The following is a 22891-nucleotide window of genomic DNA, read 5'->3' as shown; positions in this document are numbered from 1 at the left end:
GCGCACGCCCCGCCGGACGCGCCCCCGCTCCCCCTCCGCGCCCGGCCCCGCGACCCGCCGCGTACCGTCCGGGCAGGCGTGCCACACTGCCAGGCCATACGAAGGGACGACAGGGACGACATGGACACCGATCGCCTCACCTACATAGGGAGCCGCGTCTTCGGGACCCAGCCCGACCCGCCGGTCTGGCTGGTGGTCGCGACGGGGGTGCTGGCGCTGGCGGCCGTCCTGCCACGCCCGGCCTGGCGGCTGACCCGGAACGCGGTGACCATCGCCCACGAGGGCGGCCACGGCCTGCTGGCGCTGCTCACCGGCCGCCGCCTGGAGGGCATACGGCTGCACTCCGACACCTCCGGTCTGACCGTCTCGCGCGGCAAACCGACCGGTCTCGGCATGATCCTGACCGCGGTCGCCGGGTACATCACCCCGTCCCTGCTGGGGCTGGCGGGCGCCGCGCTCCTGGCGGCGGGCCACATCACGGCGCTGCTGTGGGGTGCGACACTGCTGCTCCTCGCCATGCTGGTGATGATCCGCAACGCCTACGGGGTCCTCACCGTCGTCCTGACGGGCGCCGCCTTCCTCCTCGTCTCCTGGCTGACACCCGCCGACGTCCAGGCGGGCTTCGCGTACGCGGCGGTGTGGTTCCTGCTGCTCGGCGGCGTCCGGCCGGTGTTCGAACTCCAGCGCAAGCGCCGCCGCGGCCCCGCGCTGCGTCCGGGGTCGCCGAGCGGTGCGCCGGACTCCGACCCCGATCAGCTGGCCCGGCTGACGCACGCCCCGGCGTTCGTCTGGATCGGGCTGTTCCATGTGGTGACGCTCTGCTCGCTGTTCGGCGGCGGCCGCTGGCTGCTCGGCGCCTGACCCGCGCCCGCGGCGGCCCGGCGGCGGACCGTGTATGCGGCCGATCCGGCCCGTACCGTCGCGAAACCGGGCCTCCCCGGGTGCGTATCCCTCGATCGTGCGCATCGCGGACGCCGCGGGCGGCGGCGCGACGGGACGGTTGCCTGATCAGCGCGGTGTGCGACGCAGGTACGTCACAGTCGCACCGTTTTTGATCAGGATGGGCACCCTTGCCCAGCGATTAAAGTGAGGGCATGACCGAGAGCACCGCACTCCCCGCCCTCTGGCCCGCCCCCGTCGCGTCGGGGGCGGTCGACGCGACCGTCACCGTGCCCGGCTCGAAATCGGTCACCAACCGCGGTCTGGTGCTCGCCGCCCTCGCCGCCGAGCCGGGCTGGCTGCGCCGCCCGCTCCGCTCCCGCGACACGCTCCTGATGGCCGAGGCGCTGCGCACCCTGGGCGTCGGCATCGAGGAGACCGCGTCCTCCAGCTCCGCCGAGCCCGGTGGCGGCGAGGCGTGGCGGATCATCCCGGCCGGTCTGCGCGGCCCGGCCACCGTCGATGTCGGCAACGCCGGTACGGTCATGCGCTTCCTGCCGCCGGTCACCGCGCTCGCCGACGGCCCGGTCCGCTTCGACGGCGACCCGCGGTCGTACGAGCGTCCGCTGGGCGGGGTCATCGAGGCGCTGCGCGCCCTCGGCGCCCGGATCGACGACGACGGCCGCGGCGCGCTCCCCATGACGGTGCACGGCACCGGCACCCTCGACGGCGGCCCGGTCGCCATCGACGCCTCCTCCTCGTCCCAGTTCGTCAGCGCGCTGCTGCTCTCCGCGCCCCGCTTCAACCAGGGCGTGGAGGTGCGGCACACCGGCGCCGCGCTGCCGTCCATGCCGCACATCCGGATGACGGTCGACATGCTGCGCGCCGCCGGGGCCCAGGTCGACACCCCGGAGGCGGGCGGCGAGCCGAACGTCTGGCGGGTCACCCCGGGCGCCCTGCTGGGCCGGGATCTCGTCGTCGAGCCGGACCTTTCCAACGCCCAGCCGTTCCTGGCCGCGGCGCTGGTCACCGGCGGCCGTGTCACCATCCCGGACTGGCCGGCGCACACCACGCAGCCCGGTGACGCGCTGCGCGAGATCTTCACCGCGATGGGCGGCTCCTGCGAGCTGACCGACGCCGGGCTCACGTTCACCGGCGGCGGCGCGATCCACGGCATCGACGTCGATCTCGGCGAGGTCGGCGAGCTGACCCCCGGTATCGCCGCCGTCGCGGCCCTCGCCGACTCCCCGTCCACGCTCCGCGGCGTCGCCCATCTGCGGCTCCACGAGACGGACCGCCTCGCCGCGCTCACCAAGGAGCTGAACAACCTCGGCGGTGACGTCACCGAGACCGCCGACGGCCTGCACATCCGCCCGCGCCCGCTGCACGGCGGCGTCTTCCACACGTACGAGGACCACCGCCTGGCGACCGCCGCGGCGCTCATCGGCCTCGTCGTCGAGGGGGTGCAGGTGGAGAACGTCGCGACGACCGCGAAGACCCTGCCGGACTTCCCCGCCCTGTGGAACACGATGCTCGACCCGGCCACACCGGCCGCCCGGAGAGGCTGAGGGTTCCGCCGCCATGCGCCGCTACGGCAAGAATCCCGATGAGGACGACGTCCGGGTCCGCCCGAACCGCAAGGGCAACCGCCCGCGTACCAACATCCGCCCCAAGCACGAGGACGCCAGCGAGGGCCTGGTCCTGACCGTCGACCGGGGGCGGCTGACCGTCCTCATCGACGACCGCACGGTCACCGCGATGAAGGCCCGTGAGCTGGGCCGCAAGAGCGCCGTCGTCGGCGACCAGGTCGCGGTGGTCGGCGACCTCAGCGGCGCCAAGGACACCCTGGCCCGCATCGTGCGGGTCGAGCCGCGTACCTCGACGCTGCGCCGGACGGCCGACGACGACGATCCGTACGAGCGCGTCGTCGTCGCCAACGCCGATCAGCTCGCCATCGTCACCGCCCTCGCCGACCCGGAGCCGCGCCCCCGGCTGATCGACCGCTGTCTGGTGGCGGCGTACGACGCGGGGCTCGATCCGCTGCTGGTGCTCACCAAGTCCGATCTCGCCCCGGCCGACACCCTCCTCGCGTCGTACGGCGCGCTCGGCGTCCCCTATCTCGTCACCAACCGCGACGAGCTGGCCGACGGTTCCGCCGCCGACCGGGTCCGCGAGCGGCTGGCGGGCCGGATGACCGCCTTCGTCGGGCACTCCGGCGTGGGCAAGACGACGCTGGTCAACGCCCTGGTGCCGGACCGCCGCCGGGCCACCGGCCGTGTCAACGCGCACACCGGCCGCGGCCGCCACACCACCACCTCGGCGCTCGCGCTGCCGCTGCCCGACGACAGCGGCTGGGTGATCGACACACCGGGTGTGCGCTCTTTCGGGCTGCACCACGTCGACCCCGCGCGGGTCGTGTTGGCCTTCCCCGATCTGATGCCGGGCACCGACGGCTGCCCGCGCGCGTGCAGCCACGACGAGCCGGACTGCGCGCTGGACGGCTGGGTCGCCGAGGGGCACGCCGATCCGGCGCGGCTGTACTCGCTGCGCCGGCTGCTGGCGGCCCGCGAGCGACGCGAGGGCGACTGACCGACGCAATCCCCTGCCCACCGTCCGGGGTAACTGCATAATCACACCGAGGCGGACGAAGCGGTCACCGACGGACGGAGGCATGGGACATGGCGTGGCTGCTCGTCGTGGTGGCGGGACTCCTGGAGACCGGCTTCGCGGTCTGTCTCAAGCTGTCCCACGGCTTCACCCGCCTCTGGCCGACCATCGCGTTCGCCGCGTTCGCGCTCGGCAGCTTCGGCCTGCTGACGCTGTCGCTGCGGAAGCTGGACGTCGGCCCGGCGTACGCGGTGTGGACGGGCATCGGCGCCGCCGGTACCGCCGTCTACGGCATGGCCTTCCTCGGCGACCTGGTCTCCACCCTGAAGCTCGTCTCCATCGCCTTCGTCATCGTGGGCGTCATCGGCCTGCAACTGTCGGGCTCGGCGCACTGACAGCGGGGCGTACGCCGCGCCGCCCGGTCCGCGCCGCCCGGCCCCGTCCGTCCGCGCCGGGACGGACCGCCGTACCTCACGGGGCCGCGCCCGTAACGTCGCGTCGCACGCCAGGCGGGACTTTGCGGACACACCCCGGTCCCATATGACCGGTGTGCGCACAGAATTGAGGCGCCGCCAGGGACTGCCAAGGGGCGCCGCGTGCGGCCGTCCGGGGCTTATCCGCCCGGCGGAGCCCGACCGTGTGGCTGTCCGCGTATACCAGTCGATACTGTTCGTACATGCCCGACTATCACGATGATCTCCGTCTCGGACACGTCCTCGCGGACGCCGCGGACGCCGCCACCATGGAGCGGTTCAAGGCGCTCGACCTCAAGGTGGAGACCAAACCGGACATGACACCGGTGAGCGAGGCGGACAAGGCCGCCGAGGAGTTGATCCGGGGTCATCTCCAGCGGGCCCGGCCGCGCGACTCCGTCCTCGGCGAGGAGTTCGGCTCCATCGAGGGCGCCGGTCCGCGGCGCTGGATCATCGACCCGATCGACGGCACCAAGAACTACGTGCGCGGCGTCCCGGTCTGGGCCACCCTGATCGCGCTGATGGAACGGGGCGAGGGCGGTGACCGCCCGGTCGTCGGCATCGTCTCCGCTCCGGCCCTGGGCCGTCGCTGGTGGGCGGCCGAGGGGCTGGGCGCCTTCACCGGCCGCAGCCTGACCTCCGCCAGCCGCCTGCGCGTCTCCGAGGTCGGCAGCATCCGGGACGCCTCGTTCGCGTACTCGTCGCTGACCGGCTGGGAGGAGCGCGACAAGCTGCAGGGCTTCCTCGACCTGAGCCGCGACTGCTGGCGGACCCGCGCGTACGGCGACTTCTGGCCGTACATGATGGTCGCCGAGGGCTCGGTGGACATCTGCGCGGAGCCGGAACTGTCGCTGTGGGACATGGCGGCGTGCGCCGTCGTGGTGCAGGAGGCCGGTGGCCGCTTCACCGGGCTGGACGGCGTACCGGGCCCGCACAGCGGCAACGCCGCGGCCTCCAACGGCCTGCTCCACGACGATCTGCTCTCGTACGTGGGCGACGCCCGCAGCTGAGCGGCGCCGCACCCGGGGGCGAGCGTCCGCCGGAAGGCGCACGAAGAGGCCGGAGCCCAGTGGCATCCGGCCTCTTCGGCTGGTACGGCAAGCGGGTGGCCGCCCGCGGCCGGGCCGCCCGCCCCGGAGGGAGGCGGCCCGGCGCGCGGGGTGGCCGGTCAGCCGCGCAGGGCCTGGACCGCGGCGTCGAGCCGCTTGCCGTAGTCCGCGTCCGCCTTGCGGAAGTTGTCGATCGCGCGCTGGGCGATGTCGTCGCGGGAGACCTTCGCGATGAAGCCCGCGAGGTTGTTGACCAGCCGCTCCTTCTCGTCCTCCGACATCAGGCGGTAGAGGTTGCCCGCCTGCACGAAGTCGTCGTCCTCGGCGTGCGAGGGCGCCGCGCTCTCTCCGGTGGCGCCGGAGAGCTGGGCGGGCTCCCACAGCGGACGGCCGGTCTGGACGGGACCGCCGAAGCTGTTCGGCTCGTAGTTCTTCGCGCCCGCGTGGCGGCCGTCGTACAGGACGCCGTCCCGGCCGTGGCTGCGCGCCTCGGTGGCGTGCGGACGGTTGACCGGCAGGTGGTCGGCGTTGATGCCGACGCGGTAGCGGTGCGCGTCGCCGTACGCGAAGAGGCGGCCCTGAAGCATCTTGTCGGGCGAGGGGCCGATGCCCGGCACGAAGTGGTGCGGGGAGAAGGCCGACTGCTCGACCTCGGCGAAGATGTTCTGCGGGTTGCGGTTCAGCTCCAGCTTGCCGATCTCGATGACCGGGTATTCCGCGTGCGGCCACACCTTGGTGAGGTCGAACGGGTTGAAGCGGTAGTTCGCGGCCTCGGCGGCGGGCATGATCTGCACGCCGACCGTCCAGGTCGGGAAGTCACCGCGCTCGATGGACTCGCGCAGGTCGCGCTGGTGGCTGTCGGGGTCCTCGCCGGCGACCTTGGCGGCCTCCTCGCCGGTGAGGTTCTTGATCCCCTGGTCGGTCTTGAAGTGGTACTTGACCCAGAAGACCTCGCCCGCCTCATTGCTCCACTGGAAGGTGTGCGAGCCGAAGCCGTCCATGTGGCGGTAGGACGCGGGGATGCCGCGGTCGCCGAAGAGCCACGTCACCTGGTGCGTCGTCTCGGGCGACAGGCCCCAGAAGTCCCAGACGTTGTCCGCCTCCTGCGAGCCGGTGTACGGGTCGCGCTTCTGGGTGTGGATGAAGTCCGGGAACTTGATGGCGTCCTTGATGAAGAAGATCGGGGTGTTGTTCCCGACGAGGTCGTAGTTGCCGTCCTCGGTGTAGAACTTCAACGCGAAGCCACGCGGGTCACGCACCGCGTCGGCCGCGCCGAGGTTGCCCGCGACGGTCGAGAAGCGCAGGAACGTCTCGGTCTGCTTGCCGACCTCTGAGAGGAACTTCGCGCGGGTGTACCCGGTCACATCCGCGGTGACGGTGAAGGTGCCGTACGCACCGGCGCCCCGGGCATGGACGATGCGCTCCGGGATCCGCTCGCGGTTGAAGTGGGCGAGCTTCTCGATCAGGAGCTGGTCCTGGATCAGTCCGGGTCCACCCAGGCCGGCCGTCTCGCTGTTCTGGTTGTCCGCAACCGGAGCTCCGGACTCCGTGGTCAGCGGTCCCGTGGTGCTCTCTACCGACACGTGCGCCTCCTGAAGTCTGCTACCTGCCCTTGGCTTGCGCCGCTGCCGATCCTACATTGGACATTGTCTAAGTCAAGAAGACTCCGAAAGTCGTACCCGATCCGGTGATGGACGGTGCACTGTTACCCTGGGCGTATCTGACTGATAGGTGAATGGCATGAGTGACCTGCTGGAACGGCTTCGGGAACGCGGCTGGCGACTGACCGCGCAGCGGCGCGTGGTCGCCGAGGTGCTGGACGGCGTCCACGTCCACTACACCGCCGACGAAGTGCACGCCCGCGCGACCGAACGGCTCCCCGAGATCTCCCGCGCCACCGTCTACAACACCCTCGGCGAACTGGTCTCGCTCGGCGAGGTGCTGGAGGTCAGCACGGACGGCCGCGCCAAGCGCTACGACCCCAACGCCCACCACGACCACCAGCACCTGGTGTGCTCGCGCTGCGGCACCATCCGGGACGTCCACCTCCACGGCGACCCGCTCTCCGCACTCCCCGAGCCCGAGCGGTACGGCTTCCAGGTCTCCGAGGTGACGGTCACCTACCGGGGCCTCTGCCCCACCTGCGCCGCCACTTCCTGAACCGCGGGCCCGCCCTCGTCCGGGCCGCCCCGCCACCTTGATCGGCTCGCACCCCACCCGGGTGCGGGCCGTTGCCCTACCCGCGCCCCGGCATACGGAAGCGGCCGCGCATACGACGAAGGCCCGGATTCTCGAAAGAATCCGGGCCTTCGTCTTCAGTAGCGGGGACAGGATTTGAACCTGCGACCTCTGGGTTATGAGCCCAGCGAGCTACCGAGCTGCTCCACCCCGCGTCGTTGTGATGCTTACTCTAGACCCACGCCGACGACCAGCGCAAATCCGTTCCCCGGAGGCGGCGCCGGACCGCGCCCGGGGAACGCCGTCAGGCACTCAGCTCCTCCCGGAGCGCTTCCTGCAGCCGGGCCGCCCGCTCGGCGACCTCCGGCGGCCCCAGCTCCACGGCGCGCGCGCACCACGACCCGGCCTCGGCCAGCGCCCCGCGCCGCGCGGCCAGCAGCGCCAGCCGGAGCGCGGCCCGGCCGTGGCCGTCGCGGGCCGCCCGCTGCCACCACAGGGCGGCCTCGGGCAGGCTTCCCTCCCGGGCCAGGAGCAGTCCGAGGTTGAAGGCGCCGTTGCGGCTCCCGGCCTCGGCGGCCGCGCGGTACCAGCGGGCCGCCTCGACCGTCTCACCCCGGGCCGCCGCGAGCATGCCAACCCGGACCTGTGCGTGGCGGTGCCCCTGGGCGGCCGCCTTCTCGTACCAGCGGGTGGACTCGGCGTCCGGCGTCCGCGCCCCGCCCGCGGGCCAGGGCTCGTCGGCCTCCCGGGCCCGGCGGTCCAGCAGGTCGGCGAGGCGGAACGCTGCCTCCGCGCTGCCGCCGTCCGCCGCGCACCGCAGATTGCGCTCCGCCGCCTCGTCCTCGCCGTCGCGCTGCTGCGCGATCGCGACCTGGAGTGCCGCCTCGGTGTGCCCGGCCGCGGCGGCCCGCTCGTACCAGATCTGTGCGGCGCGCTCGCTGCCCCGCCCGGCGAACAGGATGCCGAGGTTGAACGCCGCGTCCACGCTCCCGGCCTCGGCCGCCTTGGAGAACCACGGCTCGGCACCGGCCGCGTCGCCGCGCTGGAGCAGCAGGATGGCCAGCGCGTTGGCGGCCTCGCGGTGTCCGGCGTACGCGGCGCGGCGATACCACTGCTCGCCGCGCCCGGCCCGGCCCTGCTCGGCGCAGAGCAGCCCGAGGTTGTAGGCGCCGTTGACGTCGCCCGCGTCGAGCGCCGCGCGGTACCAGCGCTCCGCCGTCTGCAGCTCGCCGCGGTCGGCGTGGAGCGCGCCCAGGGCGTTGGCGGCGTTGCCGTCGCCGTCCTGGGCGGCGCGGCGCCACCACTCGGCGGCGCTCTCGGTGTCCCCGGCGTCACGCAACAGGAAGCCGAGCGCGCAGGCGGCCTTCGGCTCGCCGTCCTTGGCGGCGGAGAGGTACCAGCGGCCCGCCTCCTGGACGTCGCCGCGCTCCTCCAGCAACGTGCCGAGCTGGAGCGCCGCGCGCCGGTGTCCGCGCGCGGCGGCCTGGCGGTACCACTGCTCGGCCTCGGCCTCCCGGCTCAGCTCGCCGTAGGCGGGCGCCGTACGGCGGTCCGCGCCGCGCCCCTCCTCGACGAGCCGGGCGAGGCGGTAGGCCGCCTCCCGGTGCCCGCGCTCGGCCGCGGTGCGAAACCACCGCTCGGCGCCGACGTCCCCGCGGTGTTCGAGCAGGTCGGCGAGGGCGTACGCGCCCAGGCAGTGGCCCGATTCGGCGGACTGGCGCAGCCAGTACTCGGCGGCGGGTTCGTCGCCGCGCTCGCGGTGGTGGCGCCCGAGGGCGTGTGCGGCGGCGGCGGAACCGGCGACCGCGGCGATCCGCCACCAGCCCGCCGCCTCGTCCGCGTAGCCCCGCTGGTGCAGCAGTACGCCGAGATTGTTCGCGGCCGCGCGGTCGCCCGCGACCGTCGCGGAGCGCAGGTACGGCTCGGCGCCGTCGAGATCCCCGCGGCGCAGCAGCAGCGCGCCCAGTGCGCTCATGGCCGTGGTGTCGCCGGCCTCCGCGGCGCGGCGGTGACCGGTCTCGGTCACGGCCTCCGACGCCTCGGCCGCCTCCGCGGCGTCCATTTCGTCCATCGGCAACTCGGATGTGCGCCCTTTGTGAGGCGCATGCACAAACCGGTCCGTCTCCAACAACCTTGCCTTGTCCCCCATAAGAGCCATCGTCGCACCACCCGTAACCCTCGTACACCTGGTATACAGCACCCGGCGAGGTCACTTCAGCGTTTTGTCGACTTCCCGACACAACGACTTGCCAAACTCAAGCACACAGGTTCCACACATCGACTGTTCGACGCGGCCGTACGCAGGGAGAACGCGGCCGACCGGACGGGTACCCGGCGCGACCGCGCTCATGACGAAGGCCCGGATTCTCGAAGAATCCGGGCCCTCGTCGTCAGTAGCGGGGACAGGATTTGAACCTGCGACCTCTGGGTTATGAGCCCAGCGAGCTACCGAGCTGCTCCACCCCGCGTCGTTGTGTTCTCAACCTACCACGGCGCGGGACGGGGCTGACGCGGGGTCCCGCACCGGCCCCGCCGCGCCCGGTGGCCGCCGGGGAGACCGGCGGCCACCACGGGCGGCACGGGCGGTCAGCCGCCGGAGCCGCCGCCCTTCTTCTCCGCCTTCTTCTCGGCGGCGGCGGCGCGGTCCAGCGCCTCCTTGAGCTTCTTCTGGGCGTCGCCGTACGCGCTCCAGTCGCCGTCGACCCGGGCCTTCTCGCCCGCCTCGTACGCCTTCTGTGCGTCGGTCAGTGCCTCCTGCACCGTCTGGTCGGACGGCGGCTGGGTCGTCTCACCACCGGTGGGCGGTTCCTCGCCCGGTGCGGTGCTGCTCGGTGCCTTCTTGCCGAAGACGACATCCAGCGCGTCCTTGAGGGAGTTCTCCAGGACGGGCTTGTCGTCGCCGTAGCTCACCAGCACCTTCTTCAGGAGCGGGTAGTTGGTGTTGGCGCCGCGCAGATAGACCGGCTCGACGTAGAGCAGACCGCCGTCCAGCGGCACGGTCAGCAGGTTGCCGTACTCGATCTCCGAGTCACCGAACTTCTTGAGGATGTTCAACTCGTTGGCGATCTGCGGATCGGAGTTGAACTTCGACTGCACCAGCTGCGGGCCCGGGACCGGCGTCTCCGACGGCAGCTTCAGGATTCTGATCTTGCCGTAGTCGCCGCTGGTGGCGTTCGCGTCGACAGCCATGAACGCGCCGAGGTTGTCCCTCTTGTTGGGCGTGAACGTCGTCGTCAGCGAGAACGTCTGATCCTTCTGGTCCGGCATCTTCATGCTCAGGTAGTACGGCGGCACGGAGTTGCCCGACTTGTTCGTCGGATCGTTGGGGATCTGCCAGCGCTCGGAGCCGGTGTAGAAGGTGCCCGGGTCCGTGACGTGGTACGTCGTCAGCAGCTGCCGCTGGACCTTGAAGAGGTCCTGCGGGTAGCGCAGATGCTCCATCAGCTGCGGGCTGATCGCGCTGCGCGGCTCGACCGTGCCAGGGAAGGACTTCATCCAGGTCTTGAGGACCGGGTCCGCCTTGTCCCACTGGTAGAGCTTGACCGAGCCGTCGTACGCGTCGACCGTCGCCTTCACGGAGTTGCGGATGTAGTTGACCTGGTTCTGCTGGGCCATCACCGCCCGCTGTCCGTTGGTGAGCGAATCGGCGGTGGTGTCACCGAGCGTGGTCCGCGAGGCGTACGGATAGCCGTTGCTGGTGGTGTACGCGTCGACGATCCACTGGACCCGGCCGTTGATGACCGCCGGGTACGCGTCGCCGTCGATGGTCAGCCATGGCGCGACCGCCTCGACGCGCTCCTTGGGCGTGCGGTTGTACAGGATCCGCGAACCGTCGCCGATCGCCCCGGAGTAGAGGATCTGCGGCTCGCCGAACGCCACCGCGTACGCGGCGCGGTTGACCGGGTTGGCGAGGCTGACACCGCTCTTGCCCTGGTAGGTGTAGCTCTTCTCGCCGCTGTCGTCGGAGTAGTCCAGCTCCTTCTGCGGACCGCCGACGATGGAGTACTGCGTGGTCTTCTCGCCGTAGTAGATCCGCTGCTCGTACGTGGGCAGCTTGCCCTTGGACGGCAGGTCCGACTCGGTGTACTTCGGGCCGCCGCCCTCCGAGATCTCGGTGCCCTTCGCCGCCACCGCGCCGTAGCCGTGGGTGTACTTGAAGTGGTCGTTGATCCAGTTGCGCTCGGGGATACCGGCGATGTTCAGCTCGCGCAGACCGATGACGGTGTCCTGCTCGACGCCGTCCTTGTCCTTGTACCGGTCGACGTCGAGGGTGGAGGGGAACTGGTAGTAGCCGCGCACCTGCTGCTGTTGCTGGAACGCCGGGGAGACGACGTTCGGGTCGAGCAGCCGCATGCTGGCGGTGGTGTCGGCGTTGTCCCGGAGCTTCTGACTCTCACCCTTGCTGCCGGGCTGGTAGTCGCCCTTGTAGCCGGTGACCTTCGAGTCCTGGATGTCGTACGCGTCCCGCGTCGCCTTGATGTTCTGCTTGATGTACGGCGCTTCCTTGGCCTGCTCGTTCGGCTGGACCTGGAACTTCTGCACGATCGCCGGGTACAGACCGCCGATCAGCACAGCCGAGAGGACCATCAGACCGAAGCCGATGACCGGCAGCTGCCAGGTGCGGCGCCACAGGGTCGCGAAGAACAGCACCGCGCAGATCACCGCGATGAAAAACAGGATCGTTTTCGCCGGGAGATAGGCGTTGGCGTCGACGTACCGCAGGCCCGTCCAGCCGTCGGCGGACCGCAGCCCGCTCGACTTCACGGCGAGGCCGTAGCGGTCGAGCCAGTACGCGATGGCCTTGAGCGAGACGAAGATGCCCAGCAGCACCGACAGATGGCCGGTGGCCGCGGCGGTCGCGCGGGAGCCGGGGCTGGTGAGCCGCAGGCCGCCGTAGAGGTAGTGGGTGAGCGCGGCGGCGACCAGGCAGAGCACCGCGGCGGCGAAGCCGAAGCTCAGCAGGAAGCGGTACCAGGGCAGGTCGAAGGCGTAGAACGCGACGTCCTTGCCGAACTGCGGGTCCTTCTGGCCGAACGGCACGCCGTTGATCCACTGGAGCCAGGTGCGCCACTCACCGGACGCGGAGGCTCCGGCGATCAGGCCGATGACCGTGGAGATCGCCAGCAGCACCCACTTCTTGAACGGCGCCAGGCTCATGCGGTAGCGGTCCAGGCTCTGCTGCTCCATGGACATCGCGCTGAGCGGCGGCCGCAGGCGGTGGGCCAGCCAGATGTTCACGCCGACGACCACGGCCATCACCACGCCGAAGACGGCGAAGAGGCCGATCTTCGTCCACAGCGTGGTGGTGAAGACGGAGGCGTATTTCACCGAGCGGTACCAGAGCCAGTCGGTCCAGAACCCGGAGAACATCACAAAGAGCATGGCCAGGACGGCCAGTACGCCCACCGTCATGAAAAGGGTCCGGGCCCGCCGCGACGGCCGGCCGACTCTCATCCGTGGCCCGGAGGGGCCTCCGCCGCGGTCCGGCATCTGGAAAGCCAAGGTGCGCACCTCGAAGTTCGCTGTCGTGTGGAACAGGCCCGGAGATAGTAGGACCCACTGAACCAACTTACGAAGGCTTTACCCGGTTCCCGATTTCCGGGGTTCACAAGGCACGATGTGAAACATGACGAACAACCCCGTGGACGGCACCCCGCTCGCCGCCTCTCCGCTGACCCGCGCAGTACTCGAGATCGACGAGTACAGCGCCGGGCTGGGCTGGGACCAGCCCGCCCGACTCTTCGCCCTCGTGGACTCCGCCAAGCTGCGGGCACAGGAGCCCGCACTCGCCTCCCAGCTGGGCATCGACGACGACGCGGCCGCGTCGCTGACCCCCGTCGAGCAGGACGAGATCCCCGCGCAGACCCCGCTCGACGAATTCCTCGCCACCATCGCCTGGCCCGACGCGGTCGCCGGGTGCGCGCTGACCGTGGAGCGGCTGATGCTGCCGCCGTCGGCCGAGGACTCAGTGCCCGCAGGGCTGGACGAGAAGCAGCTCGCCACGTGGGTGGCCGAGCACCCGGACCGTCAGGAGGTCCGGATGACGGTGGCGGTGCTGCGGGACGGCTCCCGCGAATCGGCACTGCGGCTGCGCGAGAAGGACGCGACGTCCGAGGTGCTCACGGGCGCCTCGCTGGTGCCGGGCCTCGCGGACGCGCTGGCGGCGACGTTCGAGGCGTGACCGGGAACGGGCGGCGTACGGGGCGGTTCCCCGTACGCGGCCCTAGCGGGACGTGGAGCAGCTGGGCAGACCGGCGGTGTGCCCGCTGCTGATCTTCTTCAGCGCCTGGACGGCGTCACCTATGGTGTCGACCTTCACGAGGGTGAGGCCCTCGGGGGTGTCCTTCGCTGCGGACGCGCAGTTGTCCTTCGGCGTGAGGAAGTACTCGGCGCCCTTGGCGCGGGCGCCGACCGTCTTCATGGAGATGCCGCCGATCGGGCCGACCTTGCCCTGGTCGTCGATGGTGCCCGTACCGGCGATGAACTTGCCGCCGGTGAGGCTCTGCGAGCTGAGCTTGTCGACGATGCCAAGGGCGAACATCAGCCCGGCGCTGGGGCCGCCGACATCGGCGAGCTTGACGTCGATGGAGAACGGGAAGATGTGGTCGACGCCCGCCTGGATGCCGACGAGGGCGCGGCCGCCGTCGGCCTTCACCGTGGGCACCGTGATGTTCTTGCGGCCGCTCTCGGGCCGCTGCCCCTTCTTCTCGTCGGCCGCCGCGGTCTTGGCCGGGATGACCGTGAAGACGACCTTCTCTCCCGGCTTGTGACGGGTGACGAGCTTGGTGACGTCGTCCTTCGCCTTCACCGGCGTATCGTCCACCGCCTTGATCACATCCCCGGCGTGCAGCAGTCCGTCGGCGGGCTTGCCCTTGAGCACGGAGGCGACGACGGTCTGGGTGGCGACGGGGATGTGCAGTTGGTTCAGCGCCGCGACCTTGGCGCTCTCCTGGGACTGGGAGAACTCCTCGGCGTTCTCCTGGTCGGCCTGCTCGGCGGTCTGTCCCTCGGGGTAGAGCGTTTTGTGCGGGACGACCGCGCTGTCGGGGTCGAGCCAGCCGTAGACCGCCTCCAGGAGATTCATGGAGTAGTCGGGGCCGGTGACGCGGACGGTGGTCATGTTGAGGTGACCCGTCGTCGGATACGTCTTGCGGCCGGAGATCCGCAGCACCGGCTGGCCCTCGTGATCGCCGAGGGTGTTGACGGTGGGGCCCGGCGACATCTCGGCGTACGGCACGGGAATGAGCACCCCGGCGCAGAGCAGCGCGATCAGCATCAGTGTCGAGGCGAGCAGCGTCGCGGTGCGGCGTGGCATGGAACGACAGTACGGGACGGGTATGACAACCGGCTCGCGGGGCCGTCCGTACGAGGCGGGCGGGCCGACCGGTGTCCGCCCGCCGCCCGGTGTGCTCCGGTGCGGCGGGCGGACGCCGGGTCAGACCAGATCGGATCCGGAGTGCTCGCGCTCCATCGCGGCCCGGAAGCGTTCGTATCCGGCCAGCTCCGCGATGTCGCCGCCGCTCCTGCGGTTGCGTTGTGCCCAGGTGCTCCACAGCATGGCGGCGAGCGCGGCGAGGACCGGAATCAACAGCCAGAGGAGCGCACCCATAGTGGCCTCCCGAAAGTGTCCCACCGCTATCGACGAATAAGCAGATTAACCATCTGCCAGGTCAACGCTCACGGCAGGGGGCGAGTTACGCAACCGGAACCCGCCCACCCGGTCGGCTCCGTGCCCGGGGGCCGTCCGGGCGGCGTGGCGGGGCCGGGCGCGTGACCGAGGGGCGCGTCGTCAGGCGCCGACCCACTCCTCGGTGCCGTCCGAGAAGGTCTGGTGCTTCCAGATCGGCACCGTCGCCTTGAGGTCGTCGATCAGCCTGCGGCACGCGGCGAACGCCTCGGCGCGGTGCGGGCAGGAGACCGCGACGACGACCGCGAGGTCGCCGACGGTCAGGTCGCCGACCCGGTGGACGGCGGCCAGCGCGCGGACCGGAAAGTCGGCGGCGACCTTCTCGGCGACCCGGCGCAGCTCCGCCTCGGCCGTGGGGTGCGCGGAGTAGCCCAGCGCGTCGACGTCGGTGCCGCCGTCGTGCGAGCGGACCGTGCCGACGAACAGCGCGGTGCCGCCCGCCGCGGCGTCGCCGACGGCCGCGAACACCTCGTCGACGGAGAGCGGCGTCTCGCGGATCGCCAGCAGCCGGACGGGGTCGGCCGCCGCCCGCTCTCCGGGGTGGTCACGGCCTGGGGTCGGGGTGACGTGCGTGCCAGACATGCCGCCATCGTGCCGCACCGCGCCCCGGAAGGGGAATGGCCGTTTCCCCCGGGCGCGGGGCGCACGGACCGGAGGGTCCTCCAGGGGCGGCCCCTGCACGCCGTGCCCGGGGGGCGCGTCAGATACGGCGGCGGGCCTTGCGGGCGCGGCGTACCAGGGCGGCGGTGCCCAGGAGGGCGACGGTCGCACCGGCGGCACCGGCGGCGGTGGCGTCCTTGCGGCCGAGGCGGCGTCCGGCGACGGTGTGCCGCCCGGCGACCTCCTCCAGCAGCTCGGCGAGGACTTCCTCGTTGGTCCACCGGGGCCGCCAGCCCGCCTCGTGCAGCCGGCTGCCGCTGACCACCCAGGGGTGCATGGTGTACGCGAGGTCCCCGGCGGGCGAGGGGGTCAGCCCGATGCGGTGCAGCCGGGCCGCGGCGCCCAGGGCGACGGAGGACGGCAGCTCCATGCGCCGGATGCCGGACAGCTCCTCGACCTCCTCCTGGTCCAGCCAGCCGTCGCAGCCGACCGCCAGCTCGCCCTCGACCTTCTCCAGGGCCGCGTACTCCAGGGCGCCGACCAGGTCCTCGACGTGGCAGAACTGCCAGGCGGGGCGGGAGCCCGCGACGACCAGGAGGCGCGGCGACTCGAAGTACCGGGTCAGCGCGGTGTCGGTGCCGCCCACCAGGACGGCGGGCCGTACGACGGTGCAGTTCAGGCCGGGGTGGGCGCGGGGCGCCCGCTGGGCGAGGCGTTCGATCTCCAGGAGGTCGCCGACCCCGGTGGCGTCGGCGGTGGCCCGCAGCTCGGCGTCCTCGGCGAGCGGGATGTCGTTGTCCGGCAGCGCCCCGTAGACCATCGCGGAGGTGCAGAGCACGACGCGGTGCACCCCGGCGGCAGCCGCGGCGGTGAGGACGGTCTGGGTGCCGCGGACGTTGTAGGCGGTGCGGGCGGCGGCGTCGGACTCCAGGTCGAGGTCGAGCGCGAGGTGGACGATGACGTCGGCACCGTGCAGCTTCTCGGCGATGGCCGGGTCCCGGATGTCCAGGACGTGCCAGTGGGCCTCGGGGATGTCGCCGCGCCGCTCGTCGATGGCGATGACCTGCTTGACCTCGTCGGACGCGACGAGGGCGCGGGTCAGCAGCGCGCCGATGCCGGTTGCGGCTCCGGTGACGGCGATGACGGGGCGGCGGCCGGGCCGCGGGGCCGGTTCTTCGGTACCGCGTCCGGTCTGCAGGGTCGGCGCGTCAGCGTTTCGCGCTGCGCGAACGGTCGGATCTGGGGAACTCACCGGGCGTCTCCAGCGGTTGTCTTCAGTGCGTATGCGTACCGGCGCGTACGTACAGGTGGCGTCCATCCTGCCGCAGGCGTCCCGACAGCGGAGCACCGAGCCCCGATGCGCTGAGGGTGTCTACGCTGGAGGGTGATGTCGGGCAGCCGCCGTCGGCCCGGGGCCGGCGGCCCTACGAGCCGAGGAAACCCGTGAGTGACACCCCATTCGGATTCGGCCTTCCGCCGGAGGAGCCGGAGGACGGCGACAACGGCAAGAAGAAGGGCGGCCAGGGAGGTAGCCAGGGCCCCGCGGACCCGTTCGGGTTCGGTGGCGGGAGCGGTGGCGCGGACAATCCGTTCGCGGCGCTCTTCGGCGGTATGGGCGGCCCGGAGGGCCAGATGAGCCCGGGCGACCTGGGCGCCGCCTTCCAGAAGCTCGGCCAGATGCTCTCGTACGAGGGCGGGCCGGTGAACTGGGAGATGGCCAAGGACATCGCCCGGCAGACGGTCGCGCAGGGCACCGAGGCGGGTGGCAAGGACGCGTCCGTCTCGCCGGGTGAGCGCACCGCGGTCGAGGAGGCGGTGCGCCTGGCCGACCTGTGGCTGGACGGTGTGACGTCGCTGCCGTCGGGCGCCGGGACGGTCGTGGCGTGGAGCCGGGCGGAGTGGGTCGAGGAGACCCTGCCGGTCTGGAAGGACCTGGTGAATCCGCTCGCGGAGCGCGTCGGGTCGGCGATGGGCGATGTGCTGCCCGGTGAGATGCAGGCCATGGCGGGTCCGCTGCTGGGCATGATGCGCTCCATGGGCGGCGCGATGTTCGGCACCCAGATCGGGCAGGCGCTGGGCGTCCTGGCGGGCGAGGTCGTCGGTTCGACGGACGTGGGCCTGCCGCTGGGTCCGGCCGGGAAGGCGGCACTGCTGCCCAAGAACATCGCGACGTTCGGCTCCGGTCTGGGCGTGCCCGAGGAGGAGGTGCGGCTCTATCTGGCGCTGCGGGAGGCCGCCCATCAGCGGCTGTTCGCGCATGTGCCGTGGCTGCGCTCGCATCTGTTCGGGGCCGTGGAGGGGTACGCCCGCGGCATCAAGGTCGACACTTCGAAGCTGGAGGACGTCGTCGGCCAGATCGACCCGCAGCACCCCGAGGAGCTGCAGAACGCGCTGCAGCAGGGCATGTTCCAGCCGGAGGACACCCCGGAGCAGAAGGCCGCGCTGGCGCGGCTGGAGACGGCGTTGGCGCTGGTCGAGGGCTGGGTGGACGCGGTGGTGCACGCCGCCGCGGCGCCGCATCTGCCGTCCGCCGACGCGCTGCGTGAGACGCTGCGGCGACGCCGGGCGACCGGTGGCCCGGCGGAGCAGACGTTCGCCACGCTGATCGGGCTGCAGCTGCGTCCGCGGCGACTGCGGGACGCCTCCCGGCTGTGGGCGTCGCTGACGGACGCGCGGGGCCTGGAGGGCCGCGACGGTCTGTGGGCGCACCCGGACATGCTGCCGACCGCCGCCGATCTCGACGACCCGGACGGCTTTGTGCACCACGAGCAGATGGACTTCTCCGAGCTGGACAAGATGCTGGGCGACGCGGCGAGCGGTGGTTCGGAGCCGCGGAAGCCGCAGGCGTCCGGCGAGCCCGGTGAGGACGGCGAGGACGGTGCCAAGGGCGACGGTGGCCGGTGAGCCTGCATGACGAGGCGGCGCGGGCGCTCAAGGAGTGGCCCGCGCCGTCGCCCGCCCAGGAAGAGCTGCGGCTGGCGTATCTGGAGCATCTGACCGCGCACCCCGACGGCATGGGGAAGCCGTGCAAGGCGGGGCATCTGACGGCCAGCGCGCTGGTGATCGACCCGGCGGGCGGGCGGGTGCTGCTGACGTTGCACCGCAAGCTGAAGATGTGGCTGCAGATGGGCGGCCACTGCGAGCCCGGCGACGCCACGCTGGCGGACGCGGCGCTGCGCGAGGCGCGTGAGGAGTCCGGTATCGCGCGGGGGCTGGAGCTGCTGCCCGGCGGCCCGGTGCGGCTGGACCGCCATCACACGCCGTGTGCCTGGCATCTGGATGTGCAGTTCGCGGCGGTGGCGCCCGAGGGCGCGGTGGCGCGGATCAGCGACGAGTCGCTGGATCTGCGGTGGTTCCGGTACGACGAGGTCGCGGCCGTGGCCGATGAGTCGGTGGTGCGGCTGGTGGACGGCGCGCGGGCGCTGCTGTAGGCGGCGAGCCGTGCGCCGGGCGAACGGCGGCCGGAGCGGTGTGGCGGGCGGTGGCCGGGTGTCCGTCGGCCGGGGCCGCGTGGCGGGCGGTGGCCGGGCAGCCGTCGGCCGGGGCCGGGTCGCCGGAGGGCGGAGGGTTGGGCCCGGTTGGCTCCGCCTCCAGCCCTGCCCCGGCGCCTTCAGTTGGTGAAGATGTTGCCCTGGTTGTAGCCGCGGGCGCCCTGCTGGCCCATGCCGAACTGCGCGGCGAGGCCGGAGCCTATGACGGCGTTCTGCGGCGGAAGGAGTTCGCTGGGCTGGACCAGGGCGTATCCCTGGCCGAGGAAGCTCAGCTCCCAGCCTTCGCCGGTGCTGCCGCGGCGCCGCCAGACGCCGGAGGAGTGCGTCTGGGCCTGCATCTGGACCCGCAGCGAAGCGGACCAGGCGACGACCGCATCGGCGTCGGCGTTGACGTAGGTCTCGGGGGTGACCGGCAGCATCAGCGGCTGACCGGAGGTCATGAGGACGACCTTGCCCTGACCTGCGATGTTGAGCTGGTACTTGCCGGTGCCGGAGATGCCGTACCGGCTGTCGACGGAGACGGCGTCCCAGTGGAGTCCGGAGTCGAGCGCCAGGACGTAGCTGCTGTCGACGGTGAGGCCCTGGTGGTCGACGTCGAGGATGTGGACGTACTGGGCGAGGTTGGCGAGGTAGACGGTGCCCTGGCCGGAGATGCGCATCAGGTCCAGGCCCTCGCCGGTGACGGCGCGGGCGCGGTGCTGGCCCTGGGTCTGGTAGTCGCCCTCGAATTCGAGGAGTCCCTGGTAGGCGACCATGGAGCCCTTGCGGGCGAGAAGGTCCTCGTGCCCTTCGAGGGCGACGCGCAGCAGCTGGGAGTTCTGCAGGGCGTAGCGGTCCTGGGTCTGTGCCTCGGTGTGGGCGAAAAGCGGGCTCTGCATGTTCCTCGGTCCCCCTTCAGCCCCGGGCCCGGAGCCGGTCGGTGCTGTCCTCGCTGGGCTGGACGACGACGAAGCCCTGGCCGGAGAAGCCGAGCTGGTACGCCTCGCCGCTGCCGCGTCCGATCATCGAGGACGCCTTGAAGCTGCGTTTGCCCTTCATCTTCAGGTGGGTCGACCAGGCCACGAGGGCGTCGGGGTCGACGTACGTCTCGTCCACGCCGCGCCCGCAGTCGACGACGATGGGCGTGCCGCGGGAGGTGAGGGCGACCCAGCCGGTGCCGGATATACCGACGTTGAACAGCCCCTGACCGGCGAACTTGGCCATGCCCTTGACGCGTTGGACGCCCCACTGGAGCTGGGCGTCGAGGGCGAGGAGGTTGGTGCCGCTGACGGACAGCGACTCGCCGTTGAGGTGGATGCAGACGACGTCGGCGCCGTAGTCGGCGAGGTAGAGGATGCCGTCGCCGCTGCACTTCATCAGCGGGGCGCCTTCGCCGGTGACCCACTGGGAGGCCATCTGGCGGACGGCGGGCGGGTTGGGCTCGTACTGGATGAAGCCTTCGTAGGCGACCATCGATCCGGTGCGGGCGAAGACGTCGTGGCCGCTCTGCATGGCGATCTTGGCCATGGCGCTGCCGTGGTTCTCCATGCGGGCGGCGGGCGGGGTCGGGGCGTAGCCCGACAGCTGCTGCTGGGTCATGGTGGCGGGCTCCCTCAGACCTCGTAGGGCTGGACGACGATGAAGTTGCCGGGTGCGCCGCGGAATTGGAGGTTCACGGACTCGCCGGAGTGGCCGGGGTAGGCGTGGCGGCGCATGCTCACCTGGCTGGAGACGATCACCTGCGCGGCGGCGGACCACGCGACGACGGCGTTGGCGTCGGCGAAGGTGGTCGGCGTAACGGGCAGGACGACGGGGGTGCCGCGGGTCTTGACGACGACGGTCCCGGTGCCCTGGAACTGCAGGGTGAACAGGGCGCCCCCGGGTATCCCGTGGCCTTCGACGCGGCGCACTTCGTGCTGGAGCGATTCGTCGAAGGCGAGGACGCTGTCGGCGGAGACGCACAGGGCGTCGCCCTGCAGCTCGACGGGGTGGATGTGGGCGCTGTCCTCGGCGAAGAAGACCTGGCCCTGGCCGGTGCAGCGCATCAGCTGCATCTCCTGGCCGGTGGCGTTGCCGACGATGCGGCCGCGGAGGCCCGCGCCCTTGTAGTGGAAGTCGACCTTGCCCTGGTAGAGCACCATGCTGCCCTGGCGGGCGAGGACCGGCTGCCCGTCGACGCCGAGGTCGACGCGGACCAGTTTGCTGTTCTGGAGCGTCCAACGCTGCCCGGTGGGGGCTTCTTTGTACTTCTCCAGCACGACGCCGAGACCGGGGCCACCGTCCTGTGGCACGGCCGGCGCCTGCCCGGAGTGCGGCACGCCGGGGGCCTGCCCGTACGGTGCCGGGTGCTGACCGCCGGGGATGCCAGGGGCCGCGGGCGGCGGCACGAGGGCGGCGGGCGGCGTCATCGGGGCGCCGGGCGGGGCGAGGGGCGCGGCCATGGTGGGCGCGTTGTGCATCTGGGGCGCGGGCGGCTGCGGCGCGGCGGGCGGGGCGCTCTGGGGTGCACCGAAGCCGGGGGCCGGTTGCTGCGGGGCAGCGGGCGGCGGCTGTGCGGGCGCCGGGGCCTGCGGCGGGGCGAAGGCCAGGGCCGATGCGGCGGGCGGGGCGAAAGCGGGCGCGGCCTGCGCGGGCTCGGGCGTCGCCTCCTCCTCGACGGCCTCGCCGCCGAAGTTCTTCAGCAGCGCCTCCAGGCCGCCGTCGAAGCCCTGGCCGACGGCGGCGAACCGCCACACGTCCTTGAGGTAGAAGTCGCCGAGCATGACGGCGCGTTCGGTGCTGAACTCGGAGCCGTTGAAGGAGTAGCGGGCGACCTCTTCACCGCCTGCGACGATGCGGAGGTAGCCGGAGCCGATCCGGGAGACCTGACCGGCGCCGTCGAGGGCGGCGGTGAAGGACAGCTTCCGGATGTGCGGCGGGATGCGGTCGAGGGTGACCCGGAACGACTGGGTGTCACCGGCCTGTTCGCCGAGCTGCTGGATGGCCTGCTCGGGCGAGGCGGGCTGGTTGAAGAAGACGAAGTACCGGTCGTCGGAGAGCCGTTCGTCGGCGTCCAAGCCGAAACAGCTGATGTCGAAGGTGAGCCCCGGGCCACCGATCTGCACGCCGACGTACAGGTCGGTCCCTGCCGTCAGGTCACCGATCCTGGCCTTGTGGCCCCGCTGGAATTCCCTGGCCATAGGTAACGCCTGTCCCCCCGCTCCGGCTGTGAGTTGGTACTGCGAGCCAGGCTATCCGCTGCCACTGACAACGCGGGATGCCGGGGCGTGTGACCGGCGCCGGCCGGTGTCAGTCGTCCGGTTCGGACGGGTGCGGCAGCCGCTCGGCGGCGGCGATGCCTTCGAGGTAGCCCCGGGCCCTTTCGATGCGTGGGTAGGCGTCGAGCAGCTTCCAGAACCGCGGGCCGTGGCCGGGCACCAGGAGGTGGGCGAGTTCGTGCAGCAGTACGTAGTCGACGACGTATTCCGGCATGCCCTGGAGGCGGTGCGAGAGGCGGATGGTGCCCTCGGCGGGGGTGCACGAGCCCCAGCGGCTGTTCTGGTTGGTGACCCAGCGCACCGACGCCGGGCGGGCCTCGCCGCCCAGGAACCGCGCCGACAGTGCGGCGGCCCGCTCGGTCAGCTCCGCGTCGCCGGGGCGCCGCCTGCCGTCCTTCGCGGCGAGCCGCTCCAGCATCACGGCGACCCAGCGTTCCTCCTCCGCCCGGGACATCCGGTCCGGTATCAGGACGACGGTGCGGTCGCCCTCCCGGCGGGCGGAGACGGTGCTGCGCCGACGCGCGCTGCGGCGCACCTCGACGGGGCCGGGCGCGGTCGGGGTGCCGGGGGTGGAGCCACGGGGGTCGGGGGTGGTGGGTCGCAGGGGGTTCTCCTTCTCCGCGGTGGACGGGTGGCCGGCCGGTGGGCCGCGCCCGAGGCTACTCGCGGCCACTGACATCCCGGCCCCGGC

20 protein-coding genes and 2 tRNA genes are annotated in these 22891 nt (G+C 71.9%); 9 read left to right on the top strand and 13 right to left on the bottom strand.

Annotated elements, in window-relative coordinates; all coding sequences use genetic code 11:
* Positions 1 to 120: 120 nt before the first annotated feature.
* The 5 genes from OG422_RS21260 (at position 121) to hisN (ending at position 4969) form a co-directional block, all read left to right on the top strand.
* Positions 121 to 861, top strand: a complete 741-nt coding sequence (locus OG422_RS21260) for a M50 family metallopeptidase (RefSeq protein WP_405744415.1) — start codon at positions 121 to 123, stop codon at positions 859 to 861.
* 233 nt (positions 862 to 1094) lie between these two features.
* A complete protein-coding gene (gene aroA / locus OG422_RS21255; RefSeq protein ID WP_405744412.1) occupies positions 1095 to 2447 on the top strand; it encodes a 3-phosphoshikimate 1-carboxyvinyltransferase in 1353 nt (450 codons plus the stop codon).
* Positions 2448 to 2460: 13 nt separating this feature from the next.
* On the top strand, positions 2461 to 3468 hold the full coding sequence (gene rsgA / locus OG422_RS21250) for a ribosome small subunit-dependent GTPase A (protein WP_405744409.1): 1008 nt from the start codon (positions 2461 to 2463) through the stop codon (positions 3466 to 3468).
* An 89-nt stretch (positions 3469 to 3557) separates the two neighbouring features.
* Positions 3558 to 3881 carry a multidrug efflux SMR transporter gene (locus OG422_RS21245; RefSeq protein WP_143941618.1) on the top strand — a complete coding sequence of 108 codons (324 nt, stop codon included), beginning with the start codon at positions 3558 to 3560 and terminating at the stop codon, positions 3879 to 3881.
* 281 nt (positions 3882 to 4162) lie between these two features.
* A complete protein-coding gene (gene hisN / locus OG422_RS21240; RefSeq protein WP_405744405.1) occupies positions 4163 to 4969 on the top strand; it encodes a histidinol-phosphatase in 807 nt (268 codons plus the stop codon).
* Between the two features lie 158 nt (positions 4970 to 5127).
* Here hisN and OG422_RS21235 read toward each other — a convergent pair whose 3' ends face one another.
* The gene (locus tag OG422_RS21235; protein WP_405744402.1) at positions 5128 to 6591 is read right to left on the bottom strand and encodes a catalase; all 1464 of its coding nucleotides are present in this window, start codon (positions 6589 to 6591) and stop codon (positions 5128 to 5130) included.
* Between the two features lie 157 nt (positions 6592 to 6748).
* Between OG422_RS21235 and OG422_RS21230 the strand changes: the two genes are divergently transcribed.
* On the top strand, positions 6749 to 7168 hold the full coding sequence (locus OG422_RS21230; RefSeq protein WP_143941615.1) for a Fur family transcriptional regulator: 420 nt from the start codon (positions 6749 to 6751) through the stop codon (positions 7166 to 7168).
* Between the two features lie 159 nt (positions 7169 to 7327).
* Here the strand turns inward: OG422_RS21230 and OG422_RS21225 are convergent.
* The 4 genes from OG422_RS21225 to OG422_RS21210 form a co-directional block, all read right to left on the bottom strand.
* Positions 7328 to 7401 (bottom strand) — tRNA-Met (locus tag OG422_RS21225).
* 89 nt (positions 7402 to 7490) lie between these two features.
* On the bottom strand, positions 7491 to 9257 hold the full coding sequence (locus tag OG422_RS21220) for a tetratricopeptide repeat protein (protein ID WP_405744398.1): 1767 nt from the start codon (positions 9255 to 9257) through the stop codon (positions 7491 to 7493).
* 323 nt (positions 9258 to 9580) lie between these two features.
* Positions 9581 to 9654: transfer RNA gene (locus tag OG422_RS21215), tRNA-Met, on the bottom strand.
* A 118-nt stretch (positions 9655 to 9772) separates the two neighbouring features.
* Positions 9773 to 12598, bottom strand: coding sequence for a UPF0182 family protein (locus tag OG422_RS21210; RefSeq protein WP_405744395.1), 2826 nt, complete (start codon positions 12596 to 12598; stop codon positions 9773 to 9775).
* A 214-nt stretch (positions 12599 to 12812) separates the two neighbouring features.
* Between OG422_RS21210 and OG422_RS21205 the strand changes: the two genes are divergently transcribed.
* Positions 12813 to 13367, top strand: a complete 555-nt coding sequence (locus tag OG422_RS21205) for a PPA1309 family protein (protein WP_143941613.1) — start codon at positions 12813 to 12815, stop codon at positions 13365 to 13367.
* A gap of 42 nt (positions 13368 to 13409) precedes the next feature.
* Here OG422_RS21205 and OG422_RS21200 read toward each other — a convergent pair whose 3' ends face one another.
* From OG422_RS21200 to OG422_RS21185, 4 genes are all read right to left on the bottom strand, one after another.
* Positions 13410 to 14501 (bottom strand): PDZ domain-containing protein, encoded by a 1092-nt coding sequence (locus OG422_RS21200; protein ID WP_143941612.1) that lies wholly within the window; start codon positions 14499 to 14501, stop codon positions 13410 to 13412.
* 120 nt (positions 14502 to 14621) lie between these two features.
* Positions 14622 to 14795, bottom strand: a complete 174-nt coding sequence (locus OG422_RS21195) for a hypothetical protein (protein WP_185993890.1) — start codon at positions 14793 to 14795, stop codon at positions 14622 to 14624.
* Positions 14796 to 14975: 180 nt separating this feature from the next.
* On the bottom strand, positions 14976 to 15455 hold the full coding sequence (locus OG422_RS21190) for a molybdenum cofactor biosynthesis protein MoaE (RefSeq protein WP_143941611.1): 480 nt from the start codon (positions 15453 to 15455) through the stop codon (positions 14976 to 14978).
* Between the two features lie 118 nt (positions 15456 to 15573).
* Entirely contained in the window at positions 15574 to 16725 is a 1152-nt protein-coding gene (locus tag OG422_RS21185; RefSeq protein ID WP_143941610.1) for an SDR family oxidoreductase, read from the bottom strand.
* 191 nt (positions 16726 to 16916) lie between these two features.
* Between OG422_RS21185 and OG422_RS21180 the strand changes: the two genes are divergently transcribed.
* Positions 16917 to 18377 carry a zinc-dependent metalloprotease gene (locus OG422_RS21180; protein ID WP_405744389.1) on the top strand — a complete coding sequence of 487 codons (1461 nt, stop codon included), beginning with the start codon at positions 16917 to 16919 and terminating at the stop codon, positions 18375 to 18377.
* A complete protein-coding gene (locus OG422_RS21175) occupies positions 18374 to 18904 on the top strand; it encodes an NUDIX hydrolase (RefSeq protein ID WP_405744386.1) in 531 nt (176 codons plus the stop codon). Before OG422_RS21180 ends, OG422_RS21175 begins: the two co-directional genes overlap by 4 nt.
* A gap of 179 nt (positions 18905 to 19083) precedes the next feature.
* On the opposite strand, the gene OG422_RS21170 is transcribed toward OG422_RS21175, so the two are convergent.
* The 4 genes from OG422_RS21170 to OG422_RS21155 form a co-directional block, all read right to left on the bottom strand.
* Complete coding sequence (locus OG422_RS21170; protein ID WP_405744384.1) at positions 19084 to 19842, bottom strand: AIM24 family protein; 759 nt, start codon at positions 19840 to 19842, stop codon at positions 19084 to 19086.
* A gap of 16 nt (positions 19843 to 19858) precedes the next feature.
* Positions 19859 to 20542, bottom strand: a complete 684-nt coding sequence (locus tag OG422_RS21165; RefSeq protein WP_405744381.1) for an AIM24 family protein — start codon at positions 20540 to 20542, stop codon at positions 19859 to 19861.
* Positions 20543 to 20556: 14 nt separating this feature from the next.
* Entirely contained in the window at positions 20557 to 22122 is a 1566-nt protein-coding gene (locus tag OG422_RS21160; protein WP_405744378.1) for a TerD family protein, read from the bottom strand.
* A 109-nt stretch (positions 22123 to 22231) separates the two neighbouring features.
* Positions 22232 to 22804, bottom strand: a complete 573-nt coding sequence (locus tag OG422_RS21155) for a M48 family metallopeptidase (protein WP_405747938.1) — start codon at positions 22802 to 22804, stop codon at positions 22232 to 22234.
* Positions 22805 to 22891: the final 87 nt, after the last annotated feature.

The sequence above is a fragment of the Streptomyces sp. NBC_01525 genome (assembly GCF_045040405.1).
GTDB lineage: Bacteria > Actinomycetota > Actinomycetes > Streptomycetales > Streptomycetaceae > Streptomyces > Streptomyces benahoarensis.
Note: the sequence above shows the minus strand (reverse complement) of the source record. Positions and strands in the feature narration are given on the sequence as shown.